Source organism: Arcanobacterium phocisimile, assembly GCF_016904675.1.
In the GTDB taxonomy this organism is placed as follows: Bacteria; Actinomycetota; Actinomycetes; order Actinomycetales; family Actinomycetaceae; genus Arcanobacterium; species Arcanobacterium phocisimile.
The window spans coordinates 1,517,170-1,543,050 of record NZ_CP070228.1; the positions used below are offsets into that span (position 1 = coordinate 1,517,170).

Here is a 25,881-nt window from a genome sequence, read left to right on the forward strand (position 1 = left end):
TGGCTAGTTCTCTCAGCGACCGTGTACCATTGACTTCATCAGGTCACGGTTGAGCATCGAAATGAGCTCCAATGGAACTTCCTTCGGGCAAGCAGCAGCACATGCACCAACATTGGTACAACCGCCGAAGCCTTCAGCGTCATGCTGGGACAGCATGTTAACAACGCGATCCAAACGCTCTGGCTGCCCCTGAGGGAGCAGACCAAGGTGCATTACCTTTGCCGCGGTGAACAGCATTGCTGAACCGTTCGGGCAAGCAGCAACGCACGCACCACAGCCGATGCAGGCTGCTGCTTCGAATGCGCGATCTGCGTGATCCTTAGGAACTGGAACTGAGTGAGCATCTGGAGCAGCGCCAGTGTTCACCGAAATGTATCCACCAGCTTGGACAATACGATCCAGAGCCGAGCGATCAACAACCAAGTCCTTCAGGACCGGGAAAGCAGTTGAACGCCATGGTTCGATCGTAATGGTGTCTCCATCTTTGAACGAACGCATGTGAAGCTGACAGGTGGTGGTCACTAGTGGACCATGCGGATCGCCGTTGATGACGATACCGCACTGACCACAAATACCTTCACGGCAGTCAGAATCGAATGCGACTGGCTCTTCACCCTTGGCGAAGAGTTCTTCGTTTAGCTGATCGAGCATCTCCAAGAAGGATGCTGTCTCATCGACGTCGGCGATGGTGTGGGTATCGAAATGACCCTTGTCGCCGCGGCCATCTTGGCGCCAAAATTCGAGGTTAATTTTCACTTGTAGCTCCGCTGCTTCATCTCGACGTATTCGTACTTGAGGTCTTCCTTGTGGAGAATTGGTGCGCTATTATCGCCGCCCCACTCCCAGGCTGCTACGTATGCGAAGTTCTCGTCATCACGAAGTGCTTCGCCTTCTTCAGTCTGGGATTCAGCGCGGAAGTGTCCACCACAGGATTCGCGGCGGTGGAGAGCGTCAATACACATCAATTCGCCAAGCTCGAAGAAGTCAGCCACGCGGCCGGCCTTCTCGAGGGACTGGTTGAGCTCATCTGGATCACCTGGAACGCGAACGTTCTGCCAGAAGTCCTTGCGTAGTTCGCGGATCAAACCGATAGCCTTCTTCAGGCCTTCTTCGGTACGCTCCATACCGCAGTACTCCCACATGATCTGGCCGAGTTCCTTGTGGAAGGAATCGACCGACCGGTTGCCCTTGTTGTTGACGAAGAACTCGATACGCTTTTCGATCTCTTCGCGTGCTTCAACAACGGCTGGGTGATCTTCGGTGATCTTTTCGAACGGACCATCTGCGAGGTAATCGTTGATGGTATTCGGCAAAACGAAGTAGCCATCAGCAAGTCCCTGCATGAGTGCCGACGCACCGAGGCGGTTAGCGCCGTGATCGGAGAAGTTTGCTTCACCGGTAACAAACAAGCCTGGAATTGAAGACTGCAAATCGTAATCAACCCACAAGCCACCCATGGTGTAGTGGACAGCTGGGTAGATACGCATTGGGATTTCGTATGGATCATCGCCGGTAATCTGCTTGTACATATCGAACAAGTTGCCGTACTTTGCAGATACGACATCCTTACCCATACGAGCAATAGCATCGGAGAAGTCCAAGTAAACGCCGCGTGCAACGCCGTCGATTTCTGGACCAACGCCACGACCTTCGTCACACATGTTCTTTGCTTGGCGTGATGCGATATCGCGTGGCACCAAGTTACCGAATGCTGGGTAGATGCGCTCGAGGTAGTAGTCGCGATCTTGTTCTGGAATATCGCGCGGGTCCTTCTTGCAGTCTTCTGCCTTCTTTGGAACCCAGATACGTCCATCGTTACGCAACGACTCAGACATCAAGGTCAGCTTGGACTGCGATGATCCGTGCTGTGGGATACAGGTTGGGTGGATCTGGGTGTAGCACGGGTTACCGAAGTATGCACCCTTGCGGTGAGCACGCCAGATAGCGGTTCCGTTACAGCCCATTGCGTTGGTCGACAAGAAGAAGACGTTACCGTAACCACCGGTTCCCAGAACCACGGCGTCAGCCAAGTGGGTTTCGATTTCACCGGTGACCATATCGCGGGCAACGATTCCACGAGCGCGACCGTCGACGACGATGAGTTCAACCATCTCGTGGCGAGCATACGTCTTGACGGTGCCAGCCTTGACTTGGCGCATCAACGCTTGGTAAGCGCCGATGAGTAGCTGCTGACCTGTTTGGCCACGTGCGTAGAACGTACGAGAGACCTGAACACCACCGAAGGAACGGTTATCCAGCAGACCGCCGTATTCACGGGCAAATGGGACGCCTTGTGCTACACATTGGTCGATGATGTTTGCTGAGACTTCAGCCAGACGGTAAACATTGGTTTCGCGTGACCGGTAGTCACCGCCCTTGATGGTGTCGTAGAACAAGCGATAGGTTGAATCGTTATCGTTCTTGTAGTTCTTAGCAGCGTTGATACCACCCTGTGCAGCAATAGAGTGTGCACGGCGAGCAGAATCTTGGTAGAAGAACGCCTTAACGTTGTAACCCATTTCGCCCAGTGATGCTGCACCAGCACCGCCAGCAAGACCGGTACCGACGACGATGACGTCGAGCTTACGACGGTTCGCTGGGTTGACCAGGCGCGCGTTGAACTTACGCTGTTCCCACTTTTGTGCGATGTCACCAGCAGGAGCTTTGGTATCCGCAATTGGTTCGCCTGTGCGGTACAGGCCATCAATCAAAGTTTCAGTCATGATCTTCTCCCCTTACGCACCGATGAATCCGAATAGGATAGCTGTTGGTGGGATCATGAAACCCAAGAAAACAGCCAAGCCGACAACGCCCGCAACAATCTTGAATGCATGCTCGCGACGACGGGTGTTCAAGCCAAGTGTCGCCAGAGCGGACCACACGCCGTGTGAGACGTGAAGAGCGATTGAGCCGAGTGAAATGAAGTAGATGAGCCATACCCACCACAGCGAGAAGCCATAAATCATGTTGCTGTATGGGTCATGAGCCTCGTATGGTCCACCTAGCTGAAGAGCCAAAACGGTGTACTGCAAAATGTGGAAGACGACGAACAACGCAATGATGATGCCGCCATAACGCATAGTTGCTGCAGTGTAGGAGTACTTCACGCCCACTTTAGAACCAGAGTTAACCTTGTACTTCTCATGGCCGCGCGCATCATTTCCGCGCTTCCACAGCTTAATAGCTGCATACATGTGCCCGAAAATACAGGTGAGCAAAACAATACGGAAGATCCACAAAGCCCAAAGCTTTGGCAGGATCGGGTACAGCAGACCGTGCTTAAGCCAGTCTGCGTAATGGTTGTACTCTTCTGCGCCGAGGAACATTTTGAAGTTTCCAAACGCGTGGAAGAGTAGGAAAAGAACAATAAACAAGCCGGTCACAGCCATGAGCACTTTAAGTGCCACAGTGGTCTTGCGACCGCGATTTTCTACAGATGTTGAATTAGCCACGAGTCGAAGATAGCAAACGTGGAATATAAAAACCGGGTCTTTAGTAGCATAAACTCTACCAACCGTCGCCTAGCTTCCTAAAAACCTGCCAGCCGTAACGCATTTTTCGTTGATATATCAGTCGATAACTAGACTGTAAAAATATTGAATAATACGGAAAATAATTATGTGAGTATTTACGTGCGAAATTGCGATTCGCGAACCATGACCACAGCGTCATCATCCGAATAATATTTCTTCCGCACAGCTATCTGAGAAAACCCGGCAGCTCGATACATGTCCTGCACGCCAGTATGCTTACTTCGCACTTCTAAAAAGGTCCGGCTGACTCCCCGTTGGTCCGCGATATCCAGCAAAACGTTAAGGAGATGCTTACCAACGCCCTGCCGGCGAAACTCCGGAGCTACCGCCAACGTCAGAATCTCACCGTCGTCATAATAAGACACTCCCCCAACCGCAACAATCTCGCCAAAAGAACGTAACGGAAGCGGCGAAGTTTCTAGAGCAATATAGGTACGTGAATCGCCTGCTAGCTCCTCCGCCCACACTGGTTCCGGCCACGCGTCACGAGCAAAGATCCGATGATCAAAGTCAGCCAACCGTCGCGCCCACGACACTGGTGGACGCCGAGCAGTAAACCCCGCTATCTCTTGCGGAAATGAATCGTCAGGAACAAAACATGCGCTCATGCTCGCACATCAATTCCCAGTGTACGGATTTCCTTGCGCAGCAGGCTGAGCATGCGCTCCCCCATGAACATCAGGACGACGCAGATACTGCGGCTCAGTATCTAAGCTCAGCGATTCACCAGCGTCAATACGCCCCAGTCGCGACTGGACTAGACGGACCATCACGGTCGGAGCAAAATCGACGACAACACGGTGGGGCCCCACACGTGGATATAGATCCTCTTCAGCTACCGCAACAACCGCCGGTTGCCGCTCAAGTAACTCAGCCAACTCATCGGGCTGTGCGATATCGGGAGCTTGGATCAATTCGACGTCGTCTGCTCCCATCGCGCGCATACGAGCAGTGAAAACTTCCTTCCGGCGCGCATCAATCATCGCCACGATCTCCTCAGCTCCCTGATCCACTGCCGCGAGCGCCATAATATCGAGCGAGGACAAGCCATACAGATCCACGTTCCAAGCTCGCGCTAAAGTACGAGCCGTCACTAGCCCAGCACGCAATCCGGTAAAAGCTCCTGGACCAGTTCCAGCAATAACCGCATCCGGAGCTGAAATGCCGGCACGCTCCAAAACGCTGCGAACCATAGGCGCAAGCAATTCGGCATGATGACGCTTTTCGGGTGACGATTCCACCGCCAACTGACGCACAACACCCAACTCCCATTGAGCAACACCGACAGTGATGGCAGCACTCGTATCAATTGTGAGGTAGGTGGTCATAATATTTCCTTTTCTTGTTTCTCACTTGTTGGTTGCGTTCCATGCGGATGAATCAAAAGCCGCGCTTTCGCAAACGGATCCCAACGATTACCGATATGTCTGCGCAGATGATCGCCAGATGAAAGTTCATCCCATTCCTGGACCGAATGCCGCTTATCTTCGTCCCATTTCAACCAAGCTAACGAGAAAATCGCCAAACTGGCTAACAATGCAACGACAATAACGATGCGCGTCGCTGATAGGGAATTATCTTCTTTATCAACGCTTTGTGAAACTTTTTCATTGGGCGCAGGAACAGCCGTGTCACTAGCGATGGCTTCAGCCCGCTCGGTCATAAAAATATCGAACGGAACACTGCCTAAAACGTACTCCGCGCCTTTCATATCGCCAGGCTCAATGAAACTGTCACGATAGGTAAACCACGCATCCAACTGCTCATCATAAATAAGCGACGATGAACCGGCTCGACTACCGGCAACTTCAGTCGCGAGTCGAACATCAGCTACGACTTCAGTGTGCGTCCGACGCGCCGACACCCTGCCCTCTGTCAGAACAACACCGACCGCCTGTGCATCTTTAAACACCGGAGCTATCCACATTTGAGATTCGACGAACGATGATTGAGGATCTGATGCCGCACTGGTCGAATTTGTGAATTCATAAACGCCGATAGCAGTGCCCAAGGTTAACTGATCAGGATTTTCCGCTATCTCATCACTGAAAACATCTGGAGCCTCAGAAACCAAGATCTCTAGGCCCACCGTATCAAACCAGGTCTGATTGGCCTCACTATCCACCTCCGAAACCAGGACCGCAAAAGCTGTTTGAGGAACCACGCTAGCGACACAAACTATGACAATGCCGAGTATCGCTAACGGAAATCGCAACGCCCGGTTTTTTCGCTGTTGGACATCCACGCTAATCAGCTTACCCACGTCGCTTCCGAAAACTGTTGCGCTAAAATTTGTTGCAATTCCTCACCCCGTTTACCGTGCGCATGTACCTTAATAGTTCGTGGCGCATCGGCAAACAAATCTTCGGGCTCAAGACCGGCATCCGATCCTTGCGGACGTTCAATAACGAGCTCCAGGCGGTCTTCAGAAAGCACTTCGACCTTACCCGATCCCCATTCAACCACAGTCAAGGACTCTTCTAGGGAAGAGTCCAAGTCGAGCGCATCTAATTCCTCAATCGATGTCAATCGGTATGCATCAACATGGACCAAATCAAGAGCACTGCCGTGGTATATCTGAGCGATTGCAAACGTTGGCGAGGAAACCGCACTGGTAATCCCTAAGCCGCGTGCAATCCCTTGAGTCATCGTCGTCTTCCCAGCACCGAGCGGACCGGTGAGCATCACCAGATCACCTGGCTGCGCATGTTGTGCAATAACCGCACCAATATGCTGAATATCAGCAACCGTGGGAGCTTCTAAAGACAAGATCATAACGGTTTCCTTCACACTTACTTCGTTGACATTATCAAGATTAATCGACCGGGATACGCACAATACGTGGACCGAGATTACAAAATATTTCGTAATTAATTGTATCGGTCTTTTGTGCCCAATCATCAGCAGTTAAAAAACCGCGATCTGCCGGACCAAAAAGCACAACGGTATCGCCAGCTTGAGCATCAGGTGCTTCAGCCACGAACTGATCCATACACACCACTCCCCGAATCGGTGCTTGATGCCCGTTAGCGTTGACCGATAGGTTATTCGACGCATGCCGAGAAATACCATCAGCGTATCCCACCGGAACAACCGCCAACCGTGTGGGCCGATCAGTGACGAACGTATGCCCATATGACACGCCCACCCCCGCAGGTACCTCGCGCGTGAGAATAATATCTGCTTCTAAGGTCATCGTAGCTTCAAGACCTAAATCAGTCCCCGTGGCACGAGCTGGATTCGGACTCAAACCATAAAGCACGATGCCTGGCCGCACCATGTCATAGTGCGTTTTGGGATGCCACAAAATACCGGCAGAAGCTGCCAGATGGCATAACGGGATCGTGACACCAGCCTGCTGTGCGCAGGCACGTGCTTGTTCAAACCGTTCGACTTGCTGATCGGTTACTGCATCGCTAACAGGATCATCTGCACACGAAAGGTGCGACCATAAGCCCACGATTTCCACAATGCCCGCCTCGGCAAGCTTTTTCACCTGTTCAAAAACACCAGGAAGCTCGGCCACATCAAAACCGCCACGCGTCATCCCAGTATCAACCTTGATATGGATACGCGCAGGACGACCGCTAGCTCGCGCAGCAGCTGAAATCTCCTCAATCGCCCACTGCGCACCAACCGACAAATCAATGTTCTGCTCAATCGCCCGTTGAAAATTCGCCCCCGGCGCATAGATCCACGCCAAAATGTGACCATGAGTATGGGTTTGACGCAACGCCAACGCCTCATCGATCTGGGCCAGTCCCAACCAGTCAATCCCGGCTTCCCAGGCCCACTGGGCAATAAGTTCCACGCCATGACCATAACCATTAGCTTTCACGATTGCCATGAGCTGCGCGTCAGTATGGCGCCGCACGACATCGATGTTTTGCTCGAACGCACGCCGTGAAATCAGCGCGCGAGCTGGAGCTTGATTCATCATAGTCTCACCTTGTTGGATTAAGTATCTGCCGAATTACTGGACTTACTGCATCACTAATGCTACTCGCCTTAATCGGGTAACCCACACCCTCACTAATTCCAGAAGCGAGATTTGCGGCACGCCCATGGAGATATGCCCCCGCAGCGGCCAGCCAAGCCACATCAACATCGGCCCGATCTTGCGCCTGCCACAACGCCAATAATGCCCCGACAATCCCAGCATAAACATCGCCAGCTCCAGCCGTAGCCCGCCACGGACTAGCCCCCGATTGGATATAGAGCGGCCCAGCGGGGTCAGCAATAATATCGTCATACGTCGTGGTTGCCACAACTGCCCCCGTTTCAGCGGCCGCTCGCTTCGTGAAATGGACAAGGTTGCCTTCAACTTCATCACGAGTCACGTTATGTCCGCGAGCGCGCAACAACTCGGTGAGTTCTCCAGGGTGCGGGGTCAGAACATGATGCGTAGATAACTGGCGGTGTGCAATATGTGCCAAAGCTCCGGCGTCGAAAACTGCCGGTAATCCCGAATCGACAATCTCGTTAAGCGATGCAGCGATATCGTGTTCCCTACTGAGCCCCGAGCCGATCAGCCATGCCTGCACGCGTCCAGGTACCGCCACGGTTTCCGGATAGCGCGGCAGGACGAGTGGGCTCGCGCCGAGGTAGCGGATCATGCCTGGTCCCAACGCCCACGCTGCGCCCACACTGAGCACGCCTGCACCGGGATACTGCTCGGAGCCGGTAACGACTCCGAGCACACCGCGCGTGTATTTATGGTCGGTAGGACCCGGTACCGGCCACCAGCGCCGAATATCTGATTCAGTCACAGATAGCGCATCCATGCCGCCTCCCTAGTCCACGGTAACCGACTTTGCCAAGTTGCGTGGCTTATCGACGTCGAACCCTTTCACAGAGGCGAGTTCGGAAGCAAAAATCTGCAATGGAATCACGGTAACTAGCGGCATCATGAGGGTTGGCGTGGAGTGCGGGACGCGGATAATCGCTGTTGCATGATCGTCAACCGCACTATCGCCTTCTTCAGCGATTACGATTGCGCGCGCCCCTCGGGCGATCACTTCGTGAATATTCGACATGACTTTCGAATGCAGAAGCGGGCGGCGGGGAGTTGGCGCGATGACGAAGATCGGCAGGTCGTCTTCTACCAGAGCAATCGGTCCATGCTTGAGCTCGCCGGCAGCGAAACCTTCGGCATGAATGTAAGCAAGCTCTTTGAGTTTCAGCGCACCTTCCAGAGCAATCGGGAACCCAACGTGGCGTCCTAAGAACAGCACCGAGTTTACCTCCGCCATGGTGCGCGCTAGTTCGCGAATCTGTTCTTCTTGTTCGAGTACGAATTCCATGCGTTGTGGCATCGCGTGGAGTTCTTCGAGATATCCAGCGATTTCGTCAACGAACTTGTTTCCGCGCAACTGAGCTAGGTACAAGCCAAGCAGGTAGGTTGCGGTGATTTGAGCGGTGAACGCCTTAGTTGAGGCGACTGCGATTTCTGGGCCAGCATGCGTGTAAAGCACGGCGTCGGCTTCACGTGCAATAGTCGATGCGTAGGTATTGACGATGGCCAACACGCGCGCTCCTTGTTCAGAGGCGTGACGCACAGCCATTAGTGTGTCCATGGTTTCACCGGATTGCGAAATTGCGACGACGAGGGTTTTCGAGGTGACGATCGGGTCGCGGTAACGGAATTCGTGTGCGAGTTCGACTTCGACCGGGATCCGGCACCAGTGTTCGATCGCGTATTTGGCGACGTGGCCAGCATAGGCTGCCGTACCGCAGGCGACGACGATGATTTTGTCGATGGCGCGCAGTTCGTACTCTTCGATCCGCAGTTCGTCGAGTTTGAGGTGACCGTCCGGGGTGGTGCGCCCGCGCAGAGTTTCAGCGACCGCACTTGGTTGTTCGTGGATTTCTTTATCCATGAAGGTTGGGTAGCCGTCGTGCATGGCAGTTTCAAGATTCCAGTCGACGCTGAATTTCTCAGCGTGCGCTTGGTTGCCAGCAAAGTCAGTAACGGTTACTTCGTGTGCGGTGAGGGTGACGATTTGGTCTTGTCCCACAGCCATGGCTTCTTTTGTTCGGCCGACGAAGGCGACGACGTCGGAGCCGAAGAAGTTTTCTTCGTCACCAAGACCAACGACGAGTGGCGAGTTTCGGCGCGCTCCCACAAGCCGGTCTGGTTGCCCAGCATAGGTTGCTACGACGGCAAACGAGCCTTCAAGGCGGGCCACGACGCCGAGCATTGCTTGGGTGAGATCGCCCCGTTCGGCAACTGCTTTGCCGAGCATATGAGCGATGACTTCCGAATCAGTATCTGAGGCGAACTCGATGCCTTGGGCAATGAGGTCGTTACGCAGCTGCGGAGCATTTTCGATGATTCCGTTGTGCACAATCGCCACTCTACCATCGGCAGATAGATGCGGATGGGAGTTACGATCTGACGGGATACCGTGAGTAGCCCAGCGGGTGTGACCAATAGCGGCAGGACTTTGCGCTAACGGTTCTTCGGCTAACACGGCACGCAGATCAGCAACTCGGCCAGCACGTTTACGCATCGCAACACATTCACCATCGAGAACAGCAACTCCTGCCGAGTCGTATCCACGATATTCGAGACGTTCGAGTCCACTAAGAACAACTTCTTGAGCAGTTGACGACGTTTGGGCACCTATATATCCAACAATTCCACACATGAACTTAACACTACCGGGGAGATCAGGTTCCGCGTCACTCAACCTGTCAGACAACGTCGACAAATGGCGGTATGCCGAAGAATTTTCTCTATAAATCCGCACTTTTACCAGTACAGAATTCTTCCAGGGACGCCACAAATTTTGCTCTGAAACTGGCATTATCGCCGTTTTATTGTCAAAATCGAAACATGTACAGCTCCGACCTCTCGGCCTTCGTGACATTTACTCGCAGCGAATGGGCCGATCTCGCACGCAACACAGAACTCCCCCTAACCCAAGAAGACATCGCTCATCTTGCGGCGTTAGGTGATCCCATAACTGTGGCCGAGGTCGATGCGATTTATCGGCCATTAACGGCATTAATGCACATGTATGCACGCAATACTGAGCGGTTGTTTTCTGAATCGAAAAATTTTCTTGGTTTCAATGAACTCCGTGTACCGTGGATTGTTGGCATCGCAGGCTCAGTATCCGCAGGAAAATCTACTGTCGCGCGATTACTGCGCGAACTGCTCAGCCGCTCACCCGAAACCCCGCGCGTTGACCTTGTCACCACTGACGGATTCTTACTCCCCAACGCCGTACTCGACCAACGTCGAATACTCACTCGCAAAGGATTCCCTGAATCTTATGACCGGCGCGCTATCCTCGCCTTCCTCGCTGCCGTCAAATCTGGACGACGCAATGTCACCGCCCCGGTCTACGACCACGTCACCTACGATATTGTGCCCAATGAATATATCGTCGTCGATCGGCCAGATATTCTCATCGTCGAAGGCCTTAACGTTCTCCAACCTGCTCCTGGCATTGCGGCCCACGAATTTTCTGCAGTATCTGACTTCTTCGATTTCACCATCTACGTTGACGCCCCAGAAGAGGCCCTCGAACGCTGGTATATCGAACGATTCTTAAAACTCCGCTCCACTGCATTCACCAACGATGCTTCCTATTTCCGGAATTATGCGAACCTCACCGATAGTCAGGCTCGCGAAACTGCCCGCCAAATATGGGGTGCAATCAACTTGCCCAACCTGCGACACAATATCGCCCCTACCCGAAACCGCGCCACCGTCATCCTCAAAAAAGGTCCAAATCATACAATCGACCAAGTTCACGTCAGGAAACTTTGACTGAGCTACCAGTACTCTTGATATCTGGCTATCTCACAAGCGTTTTCTTCTCAGAAGAGCACGCACTTTTGCCTGATACAAAAATCGTACGAGCCAAGGAAATACCCTGACTCGCACGAGGAATTATAAAACTCATTGAATGAGCACAATCGGCAATTGTTTTATAAAGCTAAACGTTGCTCCACAACATCAGCTAACCGTTGCGCAACCGAATCTGCCTGTTCCTGAGTTGGTGCTTCAACCATCACCCGAACGAGCGGCTCAGTGCCAGAAGCCCGCAATAGTACTCGTCCAGTATCACCTAGTTCTTTCTCTGCGACCGCAACCTCGTCCATCACGTCAGATGTACGCGCCTTATCAACATTCGGGACATTGATCAGCGTCTGCGGCAACCGAGTTATGAACGACACCGCGTCGGCCAGAGTGCCACCACGTCGAGCCATTTCCGATGCCACCAGAATTGCTGTCAAAGTGCCGTCCCCGGTAGTAGCATGATGCAAGTTGATCACGTGACCGGACTGCTCGCCACCAAGTATATAACCGTGAGCAAGCATCTCTTCAAGAACGTACCGATCGCCCACCTTGGTTGCCACAAAATTAATATCGGCTTCACGCATTGCCAACGTCAAACCAAGATTCGACATCACAGTACCCACCAGCGTATTACCAGTGAGCAGTCCCTGAGCTTTCAACGAGACGGCGAGCAAACCCATAATATGATCGCCGTCGACGATCTGACCGTGCGCATTAACCGCCAAACAACGATCCGCATCACCGTCGAACGCAAAACCAAAATCAGCCTCCGAAGCAACAACCATTGCTTGTAGTTGTTCTGGGTGAGTTGAACCCGCGTTACGGTTAATGTTTTTGCCATCTGGAGAAGCGTTAATAACCGAAACGTCCGCACCCAATTCTTGTAATGCTGCTGGAGCAACATTCGAGGCCGCACCATTGGCACAATCAAGAATAATGCGCAAACCAGACAGGTCTGCACCGCAACGAATCAGATGGTCGATATACACTTGGTCGGAAACAATCGCATTTTCGCGCATATAGCCGACGCCAGCACCAATCGGACGATCCCATTCTTGCCCGAGAACAGCTTCAATCTCGTCTTCGATAGTATCGTCAAGCTTGAAGCCATCTCCAGAAATGAACTTAATCCCGTTATCTGGCATAGCATTATGGGAAGCGGAAATCATCACGCCAAGATCGTAATCGCGGGCAGAAGTCAAGTAGGCGATACCTGGGGTGGGAATCTCGCGCACATGTTCAACGTCCACTCCTGCCGAAGAAAGACCAGCAGCAACTGCGTGACTCAACATGCCTGACGACTGGCGGGTATCGCGCCCCACGATAGCTTTTGGTCGATGATCTGTCACATTGCGTGCCAAGACGCGCGCGGCTGCTTCTCCGAGTTGTAACGCAAACGGAGCAGTGATTTCCCGATTAGCTAGACCTCGGACTCCGTCGGTACCAAATAGACGTGCCATTATCTCTCCTCACACTGCACTAATAATTATTAAAGCCTAATACATTGCCGACGGAATACTTGCGACATCCGCGCTTTGTTCCCAATCTAGTCAACTAAGACACAATTTATTCATAGATGCCGTTAAAGCTGGCAACGGAGCAAGACACAACAAACCCCGGCACGCAACGTGCGAAATACAAAGTTTGGCTCCACCAAAAGGTGGAGCCAAACTTGATGTTGTCCAATAACTGAAAATCAGCGCTTGGAGAACTGCGAAGCCTTACGTGCCTTCTTCAAACCAGCCTTCTTGCGCTCAACTGCGCGAGCGTCACGGGCTAGGAAGCCAGCCTTCTTCAAAGCTGGACGGTTAGCATCACGATCGATTTCGTTCAATGCACGAGAAACGCCGAGACGAAGCGCACCAGCCTGACCGGAGGTGCCGCCGCCGTTAATGCGTGCGATAACATCGAAGCGACCTTCGATGTCGAGTAGAACGAATGGGGAATTAACGAGTTGCTGGTGCAACTTGTTTGGGAAGTAGTCCTCGAGGGTACGGCCGTTGATCTTCCACGAGCCAGTACCTGGGACGAGACGGACACGAGCAACTGCTTCCTTACGACGACCCAGGCCTGCGCCTGGTGCGGTCAGGGATGTACCCTGGCCGGTCTTGGGAGCCTCGGTCTCAGAGGTGTACGAGCTTGGGGTTTCCTCAAACTCTACGGTTTCGGTGGTCTCAGCCACGGTTCTCCTTAAATCTTTTCCGGACAGGGTTACTGCGCAACCTGGGTAAGCTCAAGAGCTTCAGGGTGCTGGGCAGCATGTGGGTGCTCAGCCCCACGGTAGACCTTCAGCTTAGAAAGCTGCTGACGTCCCAATGTGTTCTTAGGCAACATGCCGGCAACAGCCTTCATGACTGCCTTTTCCGGATTCTCTTCCAAGAGTTCGGTGTAGGACGTAGCGGTCAAGCCACCTGGCTGACCAGAGTGTCGGTAAGCGATCTTCTGCTCGCGCTTCGAACCGGTCAGTGCGACCTTTTCAGCGTTGATGATAATGACGAAATCGCCGGTATCAGCATGCGGAGCGAAGTTGGGCTTGTGCTTCCCACGGAGCAGGATGGCAACTTGAGATGCCAGACGGCCAAGGACGACGTCGGTGGCGTCAATGACGTACCACTTCTTTTCGACGTCTCCGGGCTTCGGTGAATACGTGCGCACTTGCGTAGCCTTCGTTTCTTTAATCGCGGATAGCTTCATCGATTGCTATGGCAATGGCTTACTGCCGAATAACAAGCGACCTATCCAATGGTCAAGTTAACGTTGCTGGCAGTGTTATGAGACGAGTGGGATTGCATCTTCATACAACATGCACAGCATTAAGAAACTCTACTGTGATTTACCGCAATGGTCAAAGGAAAACTGAACGTTGTGGTGCGGTTCATCCCAAGCGTGCTTCATCTTTTGAGTATCACGGTTATGCATCTGCGAGAAATGGCCACTTGCTCCACGGCAAACGGGGCGAACGATGACCAGCGATCATCTCATCCCCCGCGGTACCGGCGCGCCTGAGCAGCCTGTACTCCATATAACTCCGGCTCAGGATAACCAATACGCTCCAAAGTCAACGGATGCGGTGGGGCGATAACAACCTGGCCGTCACGATTTTGCTCGATCAGTCGCTGATAAGGCCACTCTTCCCCACGCCTACCCCGACCAACCTCAATGAACGTCCCCATCAAGGTACGGACCTGAGAATGACAGAACGCGTCGGCACGCGCCGTGCCAACGACAACTCCGTCAACACGAGTAAAGCTCAGTTCGTGCAACGTACGCACTGTAGAAGCCCCCTCACGTGGCTTACAGTACGACAAAAAGTTATGTTCACCCAACAAACCAGTAACCGCACGATTCATTGCCTCAAGGTCTAATTCATCAGCCAACCACAATACATCTCTCCGTTGTGGATCCCAGCATGCTACACCGTCAGCGATCCGATAACTATAGGAACGCCATAATGCCGAAAAACGAGCATCAAATTCTTCAGACACCGGTACAACATCATGAATAACGACGTCGGAAAACCCCTTCGGCGCACCAACAATCACTCCCCCTGTACTGCGGGCCAACATCGAATTTGCCCGGTGGACCAGGGACTGGGCCGCAGTACGCGAAGAACGACCCGGTAATGCCAGCCAGGATTCACGCGGAATATCACAGTGTGCAACCTGATGGCGGGCATGCACTCCCGCGTCAGTACGTCCAGCAACCGTTAAAACCACCGGTTGGCGCACAATCGCAGAAAGGACATTTTCTAACTCGCCCTGGACCGTCCGTAGACCTGGCTGGGCCGCCCAACCGTGAAAGTGATTACCGTCGTAGCCTAAATCTAGCCGAAGACGTATATTTTGCGCTAGCGTCGAAGTCATGACTGCAGGATCCCATAAACCGTTGCCGAACCCCAACTCGACAGGCAACACTCTCAGCCTTGACTTCGGCGGATCGAGCGTGAAATCCGTTGTCCTATCTGCCGAAGGTAGTCCGCTGAGCGAGTATTGTATTGAAGAAATTCGTTATCCGTTCTCTCCCGACGATATGCTGGCGAAAATCGACGAACACGCGCAAAGTCATCGGTTCCCTGTTTTCCGAGTAACCGTTGGCATGCCTGGGATTGTGCGCGACGGCGTCGTTATTCATACCCCTCACTACATTCGCCCAGCTGGCCCCGGCAGCCCTGTCGATGCTGACCTTGCCAGCCAATGGAATCACTGCGACATGAAGTCAGCTATAGAAGACGCGACCTCGTGGCCAGCTCTCGTCGTGAACGATGCGCTCGTCGCAGCTGCGGCAGTAATTGAAGGCGCTGGAAGCGAACTTGTCCTGACTTTCGGTACTGGACTGGGGATTGCGTTTGCAGTCAACGGCCGGATCACCGAGCATATCGAAATATCGCACGCACCAAGCCCGCTAGGTGGCACTTTCGATGACGTCGTTGGTGCGATTAACGATCCTGCAACCGACGTTCAGGAGTGGTCACTGCAGATTTGTGCCGTGGTGGACGCATTATGGCCGATGTATCGGTGGGACCGTCTCTATATTGGCGGTGGAAATTCGATGCAACTTAGTGACACTGCACGTGAATCCTTAACTGATCACGGTGCAACATTTTTAGACTACGAAGCAGGAGCTCGCGGTGGCGTACGCGCTTGGCAGTTTATTCCCTGAGAATGCGCTGCCTTACATATTGAGGGTGCAACCAACAGGTTGCACCCTCAGCTATTAACGATTTGGGACAACAAAGCATAGTGGGCGTGATAACCATGATGGTTATCACGCCCACTATGCTTAACGTATATCTACGCGCTATCCGATAACTGTATCAGTCACCCGTGGACCTGGATCAGTTCTCGTCGGTGGTCTCTTCAGCCTCGGTAGCTTCAACAGTGGTCTCTTCAACCTCTGCTTCAGTAGCTGCAGCCTTTTCAGTAGCCTTCTCAGCTTCCTTCACAACAGCCTGCTTTGGTGAAACTGGCTCAAGAACGAGCGAGATTTCAGCCATAGGAGCATTGTCACCCTTACGGTTTGGAAGCTTCACGATACGGGTGTAGCCACCCTCACGGTTAGCGAACTTAGGTGCGAGCTCTTCGAACAAGATGTAAGCGGTTTCGCGGGAGCGAAGAACCTTCAGTGCGAGACGACGGTTGTGCGTATCGCCCTTCTTAGCCTTGGTGATGAGCTTTTCGATGTGTGGGCGAACGCGCTTAGCCTTAGCCTCAGTTGTCACGATCGACTCGTTGTGAATAAGCGCCTTGCAGAGATTTGCAATGATAAGACGCTCGTTAGCTGGGCTACCACCCAAGCGTGGACCCTTAGCGGGACGTGGCATGATTTCTCCTAAAAATTTTCTAGTTCCGCTGACCCTCAGGCCTGCGTTTCGTCACTGAAGTGCATTCCATACGATTCTTCGCTGAAACCGGACATGAAACCAGCAGGCGAATCCTTCAGGCGAAGGTCAAGCTTTGCAAGCTCATCCTTGACATCTTCAATCGACTTCGCGCCGAAGTTACGGATATCGAGCAAGTCAGCTTCGGAACGAAGGACAAGCTCACCGATCGTATGGATACCTTCGCGCTGCAAGCAGTTCTGCGAGCGGGCTGGAAGGTTAAGAATGGTGATTGGACGCTGCAAATCAGAGGACTGCTGCTCAACAACAGGCGCTTCCTTGAGTTCAAGACCTTCGACTTCTTCGTTGAGCTCAGCGGAAAGACCGAAGAGTTCAACAAGAGTCTTGCCGGCTGATGCAAATGCATCGCGTGGCGCCATCGATGGCTTGGTTTCAACGTCGACAATAAGCTTGTCAAAGTCGGTACGCTGTCCAACACGGGTGGCTTCTACCTTGTACGAAACCTTCACAACAGGCGAGTAGATCGAATCAACCGGAATACGGCCGATTTCGTAATCTGGAGAGTTGTTCTGCTGTGCGGAAACGTAGCCACGTCCGCGCTCAACAGTAAGATCAATCTCCAGCTTACCCTTTTCGTTCAAAGTAGCGATAAGCAACTCAGGGTTGTGGATCTCCACACCTGCAGGTGGGGTGATATCCTCTGCGGTAACCTGACCAGGTCCGGCCTTGCGCAGATACATCTGAACTGGCTCATCATTTTCCGAGGTCACAACGAGATCTTTGAGATTCAAAATGATCTGTGCAACATCTTCCTTAACACCTTCAATGGTAGAAAACTCATGGAGCACACCATCGATGTGAATCGACGTCACTGCAGCACCCGGAATGGATGAGAGCAGCGTACGACGAAGCGAGTTTCCGAGCGTATAGCCAAAGCCAGGCTCGAGTGGGTTAAGCGTGAACCGCGAACGGGTATCCGAAAGCTTTTCTTCGGTCAGCGTAGGACGCTGTTCAATGATCACTGTATTTTCCTTTCACCAGGGCGCCCACTATATGACGCCCTCCAGCCGGAATTCTCCGGCAATATAACGTGACTTACCCTCGTGGGCAGGTCACAGAGGAAAGAGGAATTCTCCCCTTCGCGGATCAAACGCGGCGGCGCTTGGGCGGACGGCAACCGTTGTGTGCTTGAGGAGTAACATCGGAAATCGAGGTTACTTCAAGACCGGAAGCAGTCAAGGAACGGATTGCAGTTTCGCGACCGGAGCCCGGACCCTTCACGAAAACGTCTACCTTCTTCATGCCGGCGTCCATTGCGCGGCGAGCAGCGTTCTCCGCAGCAAGCTGTGCTGCGTATGGGGTGGACTTACGCGAGCCTTTGAAACCGACCATACCTGATGAGGTCTGTGCGATAACTTCACCGTTAGTATCCGTAATGGAAACAATGGTGTTGTTAAATGTTGACTTAATGTGTGCCTGTCCGTTTACTACGTTCTTGCGCACTGTACGGCGCGGACGGCGCTGTGTCTTAGGTGGCATTGTTAAAATCTCCTGAAAATTATCGTCGATTCACACCCGAAGGTGGAACTACTTACTTCTTCTTACCTGCAACGGTACGCTTTGGACCCTTACGGGTACGTGCGTTCGTCTTGGTGCGCTGGCCGTGAACTGGGAGACCACGACGGTGGCGTAGACCCTGGTAGCAACCAATTTCAATCTTGCGGCGAATATCGGCCTGGATCTCACGACGGAGATCACCTTCGACCTTGTAGTTTTCGTCGATGTGGTTCTTCAGCTTGACGAGATCATCTTCAGTCAAATCCTTCACGCGGGTATCTGGATTCACGCCAGTTGCAGCGAGTGATTCCAGGGCGCGGGTATGACCAATGCCGAAAATGTATGTAAGTGCAATCTCTACTCGCTTCTCGCGAGGGAGATCCACTCCAGATAGACGTGCCATTATTTAGGCTCCTATGTGTTTCTTCCGAAGGTGTGGAGCATTGTCGTCCCAAAACGGGTTTCGGCCTTCGGACCGAAAGAGTGCGGTAACCGCTGACAATGCCTGTTCAGTGCGTGGGGTTTAGCCCTGACGCTGCTTGTGGCGTGGGTTGTCACAGATAACCATGACACGACCGTGCCGGCGGATAACCTTGCAGTTATCGCAAATGCGCTTAACGCTTGGCTTGACCTTCATAGTCTCTAGCTTTCTTGGTTGTAGACGCAACGTTTCAGCTACGTGAATTTAACGAGTTACTTGTGGCGGTATACGATACGACCACGTGTCAGATCATAGGGCGTAAGCTCTACGACGACACGGTCCTCTGGAAGGATCTTGATGTAGTGCTGACGCATCTTACCTGAGATGTGTCCGAGCACTACGTGCCCGTTATCTAGTTCAACGCGAAACATTGCATTTGGCAGTGCTTCTACGACAACACCTTCAATTTCAATGACGCCTTCTTTTTTCGCCATTACTCCCGCTAACATTCATTGATCTCTAAGACCGCGGTTGCGACCCTAGTTTGGCACACATATCTACGTAAGTAGATACATAGCACCAACGCTCTATAATACGTGATTTCCTCTATGGATGGATAGTCGTTTCAAAGTTGAGCTGGTCACTGTCAGTCACCACCAAGTCTGCACCTTGTCGTTTCCTTACGACGTCGGCACGCCCACGATCAGTTCAGCGGCGAAACAGTTACACCAAACCGTGCCAGCTCACTCGCACCCCCGTCAGGTTCGGTCAAAACCCAAATACCGTTCTTATGCAAGGCAACCATGTGCTCCCAGTGGCAGGCATCTTTGCCGTCATCTGTGACCACAGTCCATTCATCGGCTAACGTATGGTTATCTTGCATACCGGCGGTGAGCATTGGCTCAATACACAAAACCATACCCGGCTTGAGTTTTGGAGTCCTACCATGAATAGAATAATTAAGAACTTCGGGTTCTTGATGCATCGAATCGCCAATTCCGTGCCCGGTAAAATCTAAAACGATATCAGGCCGCACGTCCCCTTCAAGACTTTCGACGTAATCATCGATCGCATTACCGATATCGCCCACGCGCCGCCCGGTTGCCATCGCCGCAATGCCCACCCACATCGATTCACGAGTAATATCACTCAATTCTTGACGAGCCTGCGCGATCGCAGCGTCTCCCCCAGGAACAACGACGCTGATACACGCATCTGCATGCCAACCATCAACAATCGCACCGCAATCAAAGGAAACTAAATCTCCTGGCTGCAGTACGCGCGGCCCAGGTATGCCATGCACAATTTCCTCGTTTACTGAGGTGCATATGTTTTTCGGGAAATCATAATATCCGAGAAAGTTCGATCGTGAGCCATTTTTGCGCAGTACATCCAACGCAACCTGATCCATATCCTCAGTTGTCACTCCAGGCTTAACAGCCTGGCGCAACGCAGCATGAATTTGTGCAACAACGAGCCCCGCTTGGCGCATTTTGATGATCTGTTCATTTGTTTTGTATTGGATTGAATTCCCCACGATTGCCCCTTGGAAATAGAAGTTAGAACAAAAATAGACTGCTAACTATTGTGATAGCTAGCAGTCTATTTAGTTAAATTAGTCAAGACCTAATCGCTCATTAACAGCTGCAACGATTCGTTCACGGACTTCACCGATTGTTCCGAGGCCATTGATGGAAATCAGCTTTCCCCGCTCCCGGAAGGCATCGAGAATTGGCTCGGTAGCTTCATGATAGACGGAAATGCGGTGCGCGATAACTTCAGGAGTATCGTCCGCACGTCCCTCGATTTCAGCACGCTTGAGTAAGCGTCCCATGATTTCTTCATCTGAGATTTCGATGTCAAGCATCGCATCGATGCTCAAACCATCGTCAGCGAGCATTTCATCGAGTGCAGAAATCTGATCCAGTGTGCGGGGGTAACCATCAAGTAAGAAGCCTTCAGCTGCATCTGGTTGAGCTAGGCGCCGCCGAACGATTTCGTTGGTCACCGAGTCTGGAACCAGATTGCCTTCGCTGATGTAACGTTGTGCTTCGAGACCGACATCGGACTGGCTTGCCATTTCTGAACGGAAGATTTCACCTGTTGAAATAGCGGGAATGCCAAGTCGTTCAGAAACTGTGGTTGCTTGAGTGCCTTTGCCTGCACCTGGAGGGCCGGCGAGAATCAACCGGAAACTCATCGTAGGAATCCTTCGTAGTGTCGCTGCTGGAGCTGGGCGTCAATATCTTTAACTGTCTGAAGTCCAACACCAACGAGAATGATAATCGACGTTCCACCAAAACTGAACGTCGTTAGACCCATTTGGGTGAAGACGATCTGCGGAATGAGTGCGATGATCGCCAAGTAGAATGCACCAACCCAAGTAATACGGTTGATAACGTAGCGCAAGTAATCAGCAGTAGGCTGTCCGGCTCGAATACCCGGCACAAAACCACCGTAACGCTTCATATTATCTGCGACTTCTTCTGGATTGAAGGTAATCGAGGTGTAGAAGAAGGCGAAGAATAAGATCAGGAAGAAGTAGACAACCAAGTACCAGAATGAGTGTGGCGCGAAGTAGGTGCGAATCCAGCCGGCCCAGCCGTCTTGTGTGTTCGAGAACTGAGCGATCATATTGGGCATCGACAAAATCGATGATGCGAAGATGACCGGGATAACATTCGCCATGTTGAGCTTCAGCGGAATATAAGTAGAGGTGCCACCGTAAGTACGGCGACCGACCACACGCTTTGCGTACTGGACCGGAATACGACGTTGCGACTGCTCAACGAAAACGACAACAACAGTAATTGCGAGGAACATTGCAAGCACGATGACAACACCGTACCAACCGTAGTTGGATTGGCTGACGTTTCCGAGCATTGCAGGGAAGTTGGCTGCGATACCGGTGAAGATAAGCAAAGACATACCGTTTCCAACACCACGTTCGGTAATAAGCTCTGCCATCCACATGATAAGACCTGTTCCGGCTGTCATGGCAAGAATCGCAATAATATACTTTCCTGCCGATGGGCCCGGAATCGGATCCACTGAACAGTTACGGAAGAGTGCACCATTAGCTACAGAAACAGTAACGGATGATTGTAGGATAGCCAGGAAGATCGTGAGGTAACGAGTGTACTCAGTGAGCTTAGCTTGGCCGGTCTGGCCTTCTTTTGAAAGCTCCTCAAAGCGTGGAATGACCACCTTCATTAACTGAACAATAATCGATGCAGTAATATAAGGCATGATCCCAAGTGCGAATACTGCGAGTTTAAGCATTGCGCCACCGGAGAACATATTGATGAGTGTCAGTAGACCGTCGCTACCTGCTTCGTCTAAACACTGAGTGACATTCTCATAAGATACAAATGGTGCTGGAATAAACGTACCGAGACGATAAATCACCATGATAAGTACGGTGAACAGGAGCTTTGCTCGCAGATCAGGGGTACGGAAGGCAGATATCAGTGCTCGTAGCAAGGAAGTTCCTCCGGTGTTGGTACCGGCTAATGCCGGGAAAGGGATGCCGGCTGACGCCAACAATTGATCAATAACAGGTATTCTGTTACGCACATTTAACACATGCTAAATACACGTACTGCACTTACTATACCTGTTAATAGCACTTTAGATATACCTAAAAATGGGTAATGTTTGAGACATTTTACATGCAAGAAGGCGGGTTCTTCTCTCCCTTTGGACAGAAGAACCCGCCTTCTAAGCTATTGAGCTAAGCTCAGCGCTGTTCTAGCGAACCACCAGCAGCTTCGATCTTTTCCTTAGCGGAAGCAGACCAAGCATCAACAGTGACGTTGACTTTTACTGAGATTTCGCCCGTACCGAGGACCTTCACAAGCTTGTTAGCGCGAACTGCGCCCTTCGCTACGAGATCATCAACGGTAACGGTGCCGCCTTCTGGGAAGAGCGACTCGAGCTTGTCTAGATTAACAACTTGGTATTCGACGCGCGCCGGGTTCTTGAAACCACGAAGCTTTGGCAGACGCATATGCAATGGCATCTGGCCACCCTCGAATCCAGCCTTAACCTGGTAGCGAGCCTTGGTACCCTTGGTACCACGGCCAGCAGTCTTACCCTTGGAACCTTCACCACGACCCACACGGGTGCGGGACTTCTTGGCGCCAGGAGCCGGGCGTAGGTCATGTACCTTCAGAACATCAGCCATCAGGCAACCTCCTCCACAGTAACTAGGTGAGCAACCGTGCGGATCATACCACGCACAACCGGGGTATCTTCACGAACGACCGACTGGTGAATCTTGTGCAGACCAAGTGAACGAACCGTGTCTTTTTGGTTCTGCTTGGTACCTACAAGACCCTTTGTCTGAGTAATCTTGAGTTTCATCATGCACCAACTCCTGCTGCTGCAGCCTCGTTCTCAGCACGCTGTGCTTCGAGTTCAGCATCTTCGCGTTCCTTAGCTTCATGCTCGGTACGCTTAAGGAGCATGGACTTAGGGGCAACATCGTCCAAAGGAAGGCCACGGCGAGCCGCGACTGCTTCAGGCTGTTCAAGCTGCTTGAGAGCAGCAATGGTGCCACGGACAATGTTCAATGCGTTCGAAGAACCAAGGGACTTCGATAGGACATCGTGGATACCAGCGCACTCCATAATCGCACGGACCGGGCCACCGGCGATAACACCGGTACCTGCGGACGCTGGGCGAAGCAAAACTTCACCTGCGGCGTCGCGGCCTTGGACTAAGTGTGGAATGGTTGTGCCGATACGAGGAACTTTGAAGAAGTTCTTCTTAGCTTCCTCAGTACCCTTAGCGATTGCTGCTGGTACTTCCTTTGCTTTGCCGTAGCCAACACCCACGGTGCCGTTGCCGTCTCCGACCACAACAAGTGCGGTGAATGACATGCGACGACCACCCTTAACGGTCTTAGCAACACGGTTAATCGTCACGACGCGCTCTACGTAAGCATTGCGGTCATCGGCGCGACGATCGGTGCGACGATCGCCTCGACGATCATCTCGACGGTTATTACGCTCGTTGCGTGCGCCGTCGTTCTCCGAGCCAGTGGCTCGTCCTCGCTGCTGTGCAGCCATAAGAATTTCCTCTCGTTTCGCCAATTTACAGGGTCAGGCCAGCTTCGCGTGCGCCATCAGCGACAGCAGCAACGCGACCATGGTAAAGATTACCACCACGGTCAAAGACAACAGTGGAAATACCAGCTTCGATTGCACGCTTGCCGACGAGTTCGCCAACAACGCGAGCCTTAGAGACCTTGGAATCGGATGCGGCGCGCAAATCAGCTTCGAGAGTGGAAGCAGAGACGAGTGTCTTGCCTACAGTATCGTCGATGATCTGTGCAACCATGTGGCGATTTGACCGGGTAACGACCAAGCGTGGACGCTCGGTTGTACCGGAAATGCGCTTGCGGAGTCGGATATGACGGCGAGTACGTGATACGAACTTGCCCTTGCCTTTTGGAGTAACAGCCATCACTTACCAGCCTTTCCGGCCTTGCGGCGAACATGCTCACCAGCGTAGCGAATACCCTTGCCCTTGTATGGCTCAGGCTTACGGAGCTTGCGGATGCGAGCAGCCGTTTCACCGACTAGTTGCTTATTGATGCCACTAATCGAGAACTTCGTAGGAGCTTCAACAGCGAAGGTGATACCTTCTGGAGCTTCAACGAAAATTGTGTGGGAGTATCCGAGAGAGAATTCTAGGTCTGAACCCTTGGCGACGACGCGGTAACCAGTACCAACAATCTCAAGAGCCTTAGTGAATCCATCAGTTACGCCAACAATGTTGTTCGCGATCAGTGTACGTGTGAGACCGTGGAGCGAGCGAGATACGCGTGCGTCATCTGGACGACGAACGGTGATCATTCCCTCTTCAACTTCAACGGAGATCGGAGCCGGGATGGTGTGCGAAAGTTCGCCCTTCGGGCCCTTAACGGAAATAACATTACCATCAAGCTTGACTTCTACACCTGCAGGGATAGCAATTGGGAGCTTACCAATACGAGACATTGTTGCACTCCTTCCTTACCAGATGTAGGCGAGGACTTCCCCACCTACGCCCTTGTCCTTAGCCTCACGGTCAGTAAGCAAACCAGAGGACGTGGATAAGATAGCCACGCCTAGGCCGCCAAGAACCTGAGGAAGATTGGTGGACTTCGCGTAAACACGAAGGCCCGGCTTAGAGATACGGCGCAAACCAGCAAGTGATCGCTCACGGTTTGGACCGAACTTCAAATTGAGTGTGAGCGTCTTGCCCACCTTGGCATCTTCGACGGTGAAGTCGGCGATGTAACCCTCACGCTGAAGGATGTTAGCGATATTCGCCTTCATCTTCGAGTACGGCATTGAAACCGACTCGTGGAACGCCGAGTTGGCGTTACGCAGACGCGTGAGCATGTCTGCAATTGGGTCTGTCATAGACATCGGGCTTTTGCCCTTTCTCGTCGCGGTTTCCTATTCAGACCTGCGACGTAGATTCTTACCAGCTGGACTTCTTGACACCGGGGAGTTCACCACGGTGGGCCATCTCGCGAACGCAAATACGGCACAAGCCGAACTTGCGGTAAACGGAGTGTGGGCGGCCGCAACGCTGACAACGAGTGTAAGCGCGGACAGCGAACTTAGGCTTGCGTGCAGCCTTTACCTTGAGTGAGGTCTTTGCCATGAGAGTCAGTCCTCCTTGAACGGGAATCCAAGGTAACGCAACAATGCACGTCCCTCGTCGTCGGTATTAGCTGTGGTGACAACGGTAATGTCCATACCACGGACGCGATCGATCTTGTCCTGGTCAATCTCGTGGAACACGGATTGCTCGGTCAAGCCGAAGGTGTAGTTGCCATGGCCATCGAACTGCTTTGAGGACAGGCCGCGGAAATCGCGGATGCGTGGCAAAGCAGTTGCGAGTAGGCGATCGAGGAACTCCCACATACGGTCGCCGCGCAAAGTTACGTTACAGCCAATTGCTTGACCCTCGCGTAGCTTGAACTGAGCGATCGACTTGCGAGCTCGGTTGATTTGTGGCTTCTGGCCGGTGATCGCGGTCATATCGGCGATAGCGCCTTCCAAAACCTTCGAATCACGGGCAGCGTCACCGACACCCATGTTCACGACGATCTTGGTCAGACCTGGGATCTGATTGACGTTTGCGTATGCGAATTCTTCGTTCATCTGGGAACGAATCGTATCGGCGTACTTAGTCTTCAAACGTGGAGTAATCTTCTCGC

33 protein-coding genes are annotated in these 25,881 nt (G+C 52.5%); 2 read left to right on the plus strand and 31 right to left on the minus strand.

Going from position 1 to position 25,881, the window contains the following annotated elements; translation table 11 throughout:
* Nucleotides 1-12 precede the first annotated feature (12 nt).
* From JTE88_RS06805 to glmS, 10 genes are all read right to left on the minus strand, one after another.
* Nucleotides 13-756, minus strand: coding sequence for a succinate dehydrogenase/fumarate reductase iron-sulfur subunit (locus tag JTE88_RS06805; RefSeq protein WP_204423828.1), 744 nt, complete (start codon nucleotides 754-756; stop codon nucleotides 13-15).
* Entirely contained in the window at nucleotides 753-2,723 is a 1,971-nt protein-coding gene (locus JTE88_RS06810) for a fumarate reductase/succinate dehydrogenase flavoprotein subunit (protein ID WP_204423830.1), read from the minus strand. The genes JTE88_RS06805 and JTE88_RS06810 overlap by 4 nt, the downstream gene beginning before the upstream one ends.
* Before the next feature lie 12 nt (nucleotides 2,724-2,735).
* On the minus strand, nucleotides 2,736-3,452 hold the full coding sequence (locus JTE88_RS06815; protein WP_204423832.1) for a succinate dehydrogenase cytochrome b subunit: 717 nt from the start codon (nucleotides 3,450-3,452) through the stop codon (nucleotides 2,736-2,738).
* Between the two features lie 176 nt (nucleotides 3,453-3,628).
* Nucleotides 3,629-4,141, minus strand: coding sequence for a GNAT family N-acetyltransferase (locus JTE88_RS06820; protein WP_204423834.1), 513 nt, complete (start codon nucleotides 4,139-4,141; stop codon nucleotides 3,629-3,631).
* 9 nt (nucleotides 4,142-4,150) lie between these two features.
* The gene (gene tsaB / locus JTE88_RS06825; RefSeq protein ID WP_204423836.1) at nucleotides 4,151-4,861 is read right to left on the minus strand and encodes a tRNA (adenosine(37)-N6)-threonylcarbamoyltransferase complex dimerization subunit type 1 TsaB; all 711 of its coding nucleotides are present in this window, start codon (nucleotides 4,859-4,861) and stop codon (nucleotides 4,151-4,153) included.
* The gene (locus JTE88_RS06830) at nucleotides 4,858-5,778 is read right to left on the minus strand and encodes a hypothetical protein (RefSeq protein ID WP_204423838.1); all 921 of its coding nucleotides are present in this window, start codon (nucleotides 5,776-5,778) and stop codon (nucleotides 4,858-4,860) included. Before JTE88_RS06830 ends, tsaB begins: the two co-directional genes overlap by 4 nt.
* Before the next feature lie 5 nt (nucleotides 5,779-5,783).
* Entirely contained in the window at nucleotides 5,784-6,308 is a 525-nt protein-coding gene (gene tsaE / locus JTE88_RS06835) for a tRNA (adenosine(37)-N6)-threonylcarbamoyltransferase complex ATPase subunit type 1 TsaE (RefSeq protein WP_204423840.1), read from the minus strand.
* A 40-nt stretch (nucleotides 6,309-6,348) separates the two neighbouring features.
* Nucleotides 6,349-7,473, minus strand: a complete 1,125-nt coding sequence (alr, locus tag JTE88_RS06840) for an alanine racemase (protein ID WP_204423841.1) — start codon at nucleotides 7,471-7,473, stop codon at nucleotides 6,349-6,351.
* 4 nt (nucleotides 7,474-7,477) lie between these two features.
* Complete coding sequence (locus JTE88_RS06845; RefSeq protein ID WP_204423843.1) at nucleotides 7,478-8,317, minus strand: ADP-dependent NAD(P)H-hydrate dehydratase; 840 nt, start codon at nucleotides 8,315-8,317, stop codon at nucleotides 7,478-7,480.
* 9 nt (nucleotides 8,318-8,326) lie between these two features.
* Nucleotides 8,327-10,183: a glutamine--fructose-6-phosphate transaminase (isomerizing) gene (glmS, locus tag JTE88_RS06850; protein ID WP_204423845.1), complete on the minus strand. Its 1,857-nt coding sequence runs from the start codon at nucleotides 10,181-10,183 to the stop codon at nucleotides 8,327-8,329.
* Between the two features lie 188 nt (nucleotides 10,184-10,371).
* Between glmS and coaA the strand changes: the two genes are divergently transcribed.
* A complete protein-coding gene (gene coaA, locus JTE88_RS06855; protein WP_204423847.1) occupies nucleotides 10,372-11,313 on the plus strand; it encodes a type I pantothenate kinase in 942 nt (313 codons plus the stop codon).
* A gap of 161 nt (nucleotides 11,314-11,474) precedes the next feature.
* Here the strand turns inward: coaA and glmM are convergent, their stop codons facing one another.
* From glmM to truA, 4 genes are all read right to left on the minus strand, one after another.
* Nucleotides 11,475-12,806, minus strand: a complete 1,332-nt coding sequence (glmM, locus tag JTE88_RS06860) for a phosphoglucosamine mutase (RefSeq protein WP_204423849.1) — start codon at nucleotides 12,804-12,806, stop codon at nucleotides 11,475-11,477.
* 236 nt (nucleotides 12,807-13,042) lie between these two features.
* Complete coding sequence (rpsI, locus tag JTE88_RS06865; protein ID WP_204423851.1) at nucleotides 13,043-13,528, minus strand: 30S ribosomal protein S9; 486 nt, start codon at nucleotides 13,526-13,528, stop codon at nucleotides 13,043-13,045.
* A gap of 29 nt (nucleotides 13,529-13,557) precedes the next feature.
* Nucleotides 13,558-14,001: a 50S ribosomal protein L13 gene (gene rplM / locus JTE88_RS06870; protein WP_204423852.1), complete on the minus strand. Its 444-nt coding sequence runs from the start codon at nucleotides 13,999-14,001 to the stop codon at nucleotides 13,558-13,560.
* Between the two features lie 323 nt (nucleotides 14,002-14,324).
* Nucleotides 14,325-15,209, minus strand: coding sequence for a tRNA pseudouridine(38-40) synthase TruA (truA, locus tag JTE88_RS06875; protein ID WP_204423854.1), 885 nt, complete (start codon nucleotides 15,207-15,209; stop codon nucleotides 14,325-14,327).
* On the opposite strand from truA, the gene JTE88_RS06880 reads away from it, so the two are divergent.
* The gene (locus tag JTE88_RS06880; protein WP_204423856.1) at nucleotides 15,208-16,005 is read left to right on the plus strand and encodes an ROK family protein; all 798 of its coding nucleotides are present in this window, start codon (nucleotides 15,208-15,210) and stop codon (nucleotides 16,003-16,005) included. The genes truA and JTE88_RS06880 overlap by 2 nt on opposite strands.
* Nucleotides 16,006-16,180: 175 nt before the next feature.
* Here JTE88_RS06880 and rplQ read toward each other — a convergent pair whose 3' ends face one another.
* The 17 genes from rplQ to rplE form a co-directional block, all read right to left on the minus strand.
* Complete coding sequence (gene rplQ / locus JTE88_RS06885; RefSeq protein WP_204423858.1) at nucleotides 16,181-16,666, minus strand: 50S ribosomal protein L17; 486 nt, start codon at nucleotides 16,664-16,666, stop codon at nucleotides 16,181-16,183.
* A gap of 35 nt (nucleotides 16,667-16,701) precedes the next feature.
* On the minus strand, nucleotides 16,702-17,706 hold the full coding sequence (locus JTE88_RS06890; protein WP_204423859.1) for a DNA-directed RNA polymerase subunit alpha: 1,005 nt from the start codon (nucleotides 17,704-17,706) through the stop codon (nucleotides 16,702-16,704).
* 124 nt (nucleotides 17,707-17,830) lie between these two features.
* Nucleotides 17,831-18,223, minus strand: coding sequence for a 30S ribosomal protein S11 (rpsK, locus tag JTE88_RS06895; RefSeq protein WP_204423861.1), 393 nt, complete (start codon nucleotides 18,221-18,223; stop codon nucleotides 17,831-17,833).
* 52 nt (nucleotides 18,224-18,275) lie between these two features.
* Nucleotides 18,276-18,644, minus strand: a complete 369-nt coding sequence (rpsM, locus tag JTE88_RS06900; RefSeq protein WP_204423863.1) for a 30S ribosomal protein S13 — start codon at nucleotides 18,642-18,644, stop codon at nucleotides 18,276-18,278.
* A 120-nt stretch (nucleotides 18,645-18,764) separates the two neighbouring features.
* Nucleotides 18,765-18,878, minus strand: coding sequence for a 50S ribosomal protein L36 (gene rpmJ / locus JTE88_RS06905; protein ID WP_013170544.1), 114 nt, complete (start codon nucleotides 18,876-18,878; stop codon nucleotides 18,765-18,767).
* A 56-nt stretch (nucleotides 18,879-18,934) separates the two neighbouring features.
* Entirely contained in the window at nucleotides 18,935-19,156 is a 222-nt protein-coding gene (infA, locus tag JTE88_RS06910) for a translation initiation factor IF-1 (RefSeq protein ID WP_013170545.1), read from the minus strand.
* A gap of 209 nt (nucleotides 19,157-19,365) precedes the next feature.
* A complete protein-coding gene (gene map, locus JTE88_RS06915) occupies nucleotides 19,366-20,199 on the minus strand; it encodes a type I methionyl aminopeptidase (protein WP_204423865.1) in 834 nt (277 codons plus the stop codon).
* 78 nt (nucleotides 20,200-20,277) lie between these two features.
* The gene (locus JTE88_RS06920) at nucleotides 20,278-20,862 is read right to left on the minus strand and encodes an adenylate kinase (protein ID WP_204423867.1); all 585 of its coding nucleotides are present in this window, start codon (nucleotides 20,860-20,862) and stop codon (nucleotides 20,278-20,280) included.
* Nucleotides 20,859-22,145 (minus strand): preprotein translocase subunit SecY, encoded by a 1,287-nt coding sequence (secY, locus tag JTE88_RS06925; protein WP_204425819.1) that lies wholly within the window; start codon nucleotides 22,143-22,145, stop codon nucleotides 20,859-20,861. Before secY ends, JTE88_RS06920 begins: the two co-directional genes overlap by 4 nt.
* A 256-nt stretch (nucleotides 22,146-22,401) precedes the next feature.
* Nucleotides 22,402-22,848 carry a 50S ribosomal protein L15 gene (rplO, locus tag JTE88_RS06930; protein ID WP_239519504.1) on the minus strand — a complete coding sequence of 149 codons (447 nt, stop codon included), beginning with the start codon at nucleotides 22,846-22,848 and terminating at the stop codon, nucleotides 22,402-22,404.
* Nucleotides 22,848-23,030, minus strand: coding sequence for a 50S ribosomal protein L30 (rpmD, locus tag JTE88_RS06935; RefSeq protein ID WP_013170563.1), 183 nt, complete (start codon nucleotides 23,028-23,030; stop codon nucleotides 22,848-22,850). Before rpmD ends, rplO begins: the two co-directional genes overlap by 1 nt.
* Nucleotides 23,027-23,734 (minus strand): 30S ribosomal protein S5, encoded by a 708-nt coding sequence (gene rpsE, locus JTE88_RS06940; protein ID WP_204423868.1) that lies wholly within the window; start codon nucleotides 23,732-23,734, stop codon nucleotides 23,027-23,029. Before rpsE ends, rpmD begins: the two co-directional genes overlap by 4 nt.
* A gap of 25 nt (nucleotides 23,735-23,759) precedes the next feature.
* Complete coding sequence (rplR, locus tag JTE88_RS06945) at nucleotides 23,760-24,131, minus strand: 50S ribosomal protein L18 (protein ID WP_204425823.1); 372 nt, start codon at nucleotides 24,129-24,131, stop codon at nucleotides 23,760-23,762.
* Entirely contained in the window at nucleotides 24,131-24,667 is a 537-nt protein-coding gene (rplF, locus tag JTE88_RS06950) for a 50S ribosomal protein L6 (protein ID WP_204423870.1), read from the minus strand. Before rplF ends, rplR begins: the two co-directional genes overlap by 1 nt.
* Nucleotides 24,668-24,682: 15 nt before the next feature.
* Complete coding sequence (gene rpsH, locus JTE88_RS06955; protein WP_204423872.1) at nucleotides 24,683-25,081, minus strand: 30S ribosomal protein S8; 399 nt, start codon at nucleotides 25,079-25,081, stop codon at nucleotides 24,683-24,685.
* Between the two features lie 55 nt (nucleotides 25,082-25,136).
* Nucleotides 25,137-25,322, minus strand: coding sequence for a type Z 30S ribosomal protein S14 (locus JTE88_RS06960; protein ID WP_204423874.1), 186 nt, complete (start codon nucleotides 25,320-25,322; stop codon nucleotides 25,137-25,139).
* Nucleotides 25,323-25,327: 5 nt separating this feature from the next.
* Nucleotides 25,328-25,873, minus strand: a complete 546-nt coding sequence (gene rplE, locus JTE88_RS06965; RefSeq protein WP_204425825.1) for a 50S ribosomal protein L5 — start codon at nucleotides 25,871-25,873, stop codon at nucleotides 25,328-25,330.
* Between the last annotated feature and the right edge of the window lie 8 nt (nucleotides 25,874-25,881).

What these genes read in the sequence shown, in the direction of transcription:
- rpsM (WP_204423863.1), bottom strand. Translation starts at nt 18,644, where the DNA reads ATGGCACGTCTATCTGGAGTGGATCTCCCTCGCGAGAAGCGAGTAGAG.
- JTE88_RS06810 (WP_204423830.1), bottom strand. Translation starts at nt 2,723, where the DNA reads ATGACTGAAACTTTGATTGATGGCCTGTACCGCACAGGCGAACCAATT.
- JTE88_RS06845 (WP_204423843.1), bottom strand. Translation starts at nt 8,317, where the DNA reads ATGGATGCGCTATCTGTGACTGAATCAGATATTCGGCGCTGGTGGCCG.
- alr (WP_204423841.1), bottom strand. Translation starts at nt 7,473, where the DNA reads ATGATGAATCAAGCTCCAGCTCGCGCGCTGATTTCACGGCGTGCGTTC.
- rpsE (WP_204423868.1), bottom strand. Translation starts at nt 23,734, where the DNA reads ATGGCTGCACAGCAGCGAGGACGAGCCACTGGCTCGGAGAACGACGGC.
- rplF (WP_204423870.1), bottom strand. Translation starts at nt 24,667, where the DNA reads ATGTCTCGTATTGGTAAGCTCCCAATTGCTATCCCTGCAGGTGTAGAA.
- JTE88_RS06880 (WP_204423856.1), top strand. Translation starts at nt 15,208, where the DNA reads ATGACTGCAGGATCCCATAAACCGTTGCCGAACCCCAACTCGACAGGC.
- truA (WP_204423854.1), bottom strand. Translation starts at nt 15,209, where the DNA reads ATGACTTCGACGCTAGCGCAAAATATACGTCTTCGGCTAGATTTAGGC.
- JTE88_RS06920 (WP_204423867.1), bottom strand. Translation starts at nt 20,862, where the DNA reads ATGAGTTTCCGGTTGATTCTCGCCGGCCCTCCAGGTGCAGGCAAAGGC.
- rpmD (WP_013170563.1), bottom strand. Translation starts at nt 23,030, where the DNA reads ATGATGAAACTCAAGATTACTCAGACAAAGGGTCTTGTAGGTACCAAG.
- coaA (WP_204423847.1), top strand. Translation starts at nt 10,372, where the DNA reads ATGTACAGCTCCGACCTCTCGGCCTTCGTGACATTTACTCGCAGCGAA.
- infA (WP_013170545.1), bottom strand. Translation starts at nt 19,156, where the DNA reads ATGGCGAAAAAAGAAGGCGTCATTGAAATTGAAGGTGTTGTCGTAGAA.
- rpmJ (WP_013170544.1), bottom strand. Translation starts at nt 18,878, where the DNA reads ATGAAGGTCAAGCCAAGCGTTAAGCGCATTTGCGATAACTGCAAGGTT.
- JTE88_RS06820 (WP_204423834.1), bottom strand. Translation starts at nt 4,141, where the DNA reads ATGAGCGCATGTTTTGTTCCTGACGATTCATTTCCGCAAGAGATAGCG.
- rpsK (WP_204423861.1), bottom strand. Translation starts at nt 18,223, where the DNA reads ATGCCACCTAAGACACAGCGCCGTCCGCGCCGTACAGTGCGCAAGAAC.
- tsaB (WP_204423836.1), bottom strand. Translation starts at nt 4,861, where the DNA reads ATGACCACCTACCTCACAATTGATACGAGTGCTGCCATCACTGTCGGT.
- rplO (WP_239519504.1), bottom strand. Translation starts at nt 22,848, where the DNA reads ATGGCTGATGTTCTGAAGGTACATGACCTACGCCCGGCTCCTGGCGCC.
- tsaE (WP_204423840.1), bottom strand. Translation starts at nt 6,308, where the DNA reads ATGATCTTGTCTTTAGAAGCTCCCACGGTTGCTGATATTCAGCATATT.
- rplR (WP_204425823.1), bottom strand. Translation starts at nt 24,131, where the DNA reads ATGGCTGTTACTCCAAAAGGCAAGGGCAAGTTCGTATCACGTACTCGC.
- rpsH (WP_204423872.1), bottom strand. Translation starts at nt 25,081, where the DNA reads ATGTCTATGACAGACCCAATTGCAGACATGCTCACGCGTCTGCGTAAC.
- rplQ (WP_204423858.1), bottom strand. Translation starts at nt 16,666, where the DNA reads ATGCCACGTCCCGCTAAGGGTCCACGCTTGGGTGGTAGCCCAGCTAAC.
- glmM (WP_204423849.1), bottom strand. Translation starts at nt 12,806, where the DNA reads ATGGCACGTCTATTTGGTACCGACGGAGTCCGAGGTCTAGCTAATCGG.
- glmS (WP_204423845.1), bottom strand. Translation starts at nt 10,183, where the DNA reads ATGTGTGGAATTGTTGGATATATAGGTGCCCAAACGTCGTCAACTGCT.
- JTE88_RS06960 (WP_204423874.1), bottom strand. Translation starts at nt 25,322, where the DNA reads ATGGCAAAGACCTCACTCAAGGTAAAGGCTGCACGCAAGCCTAAGTTC.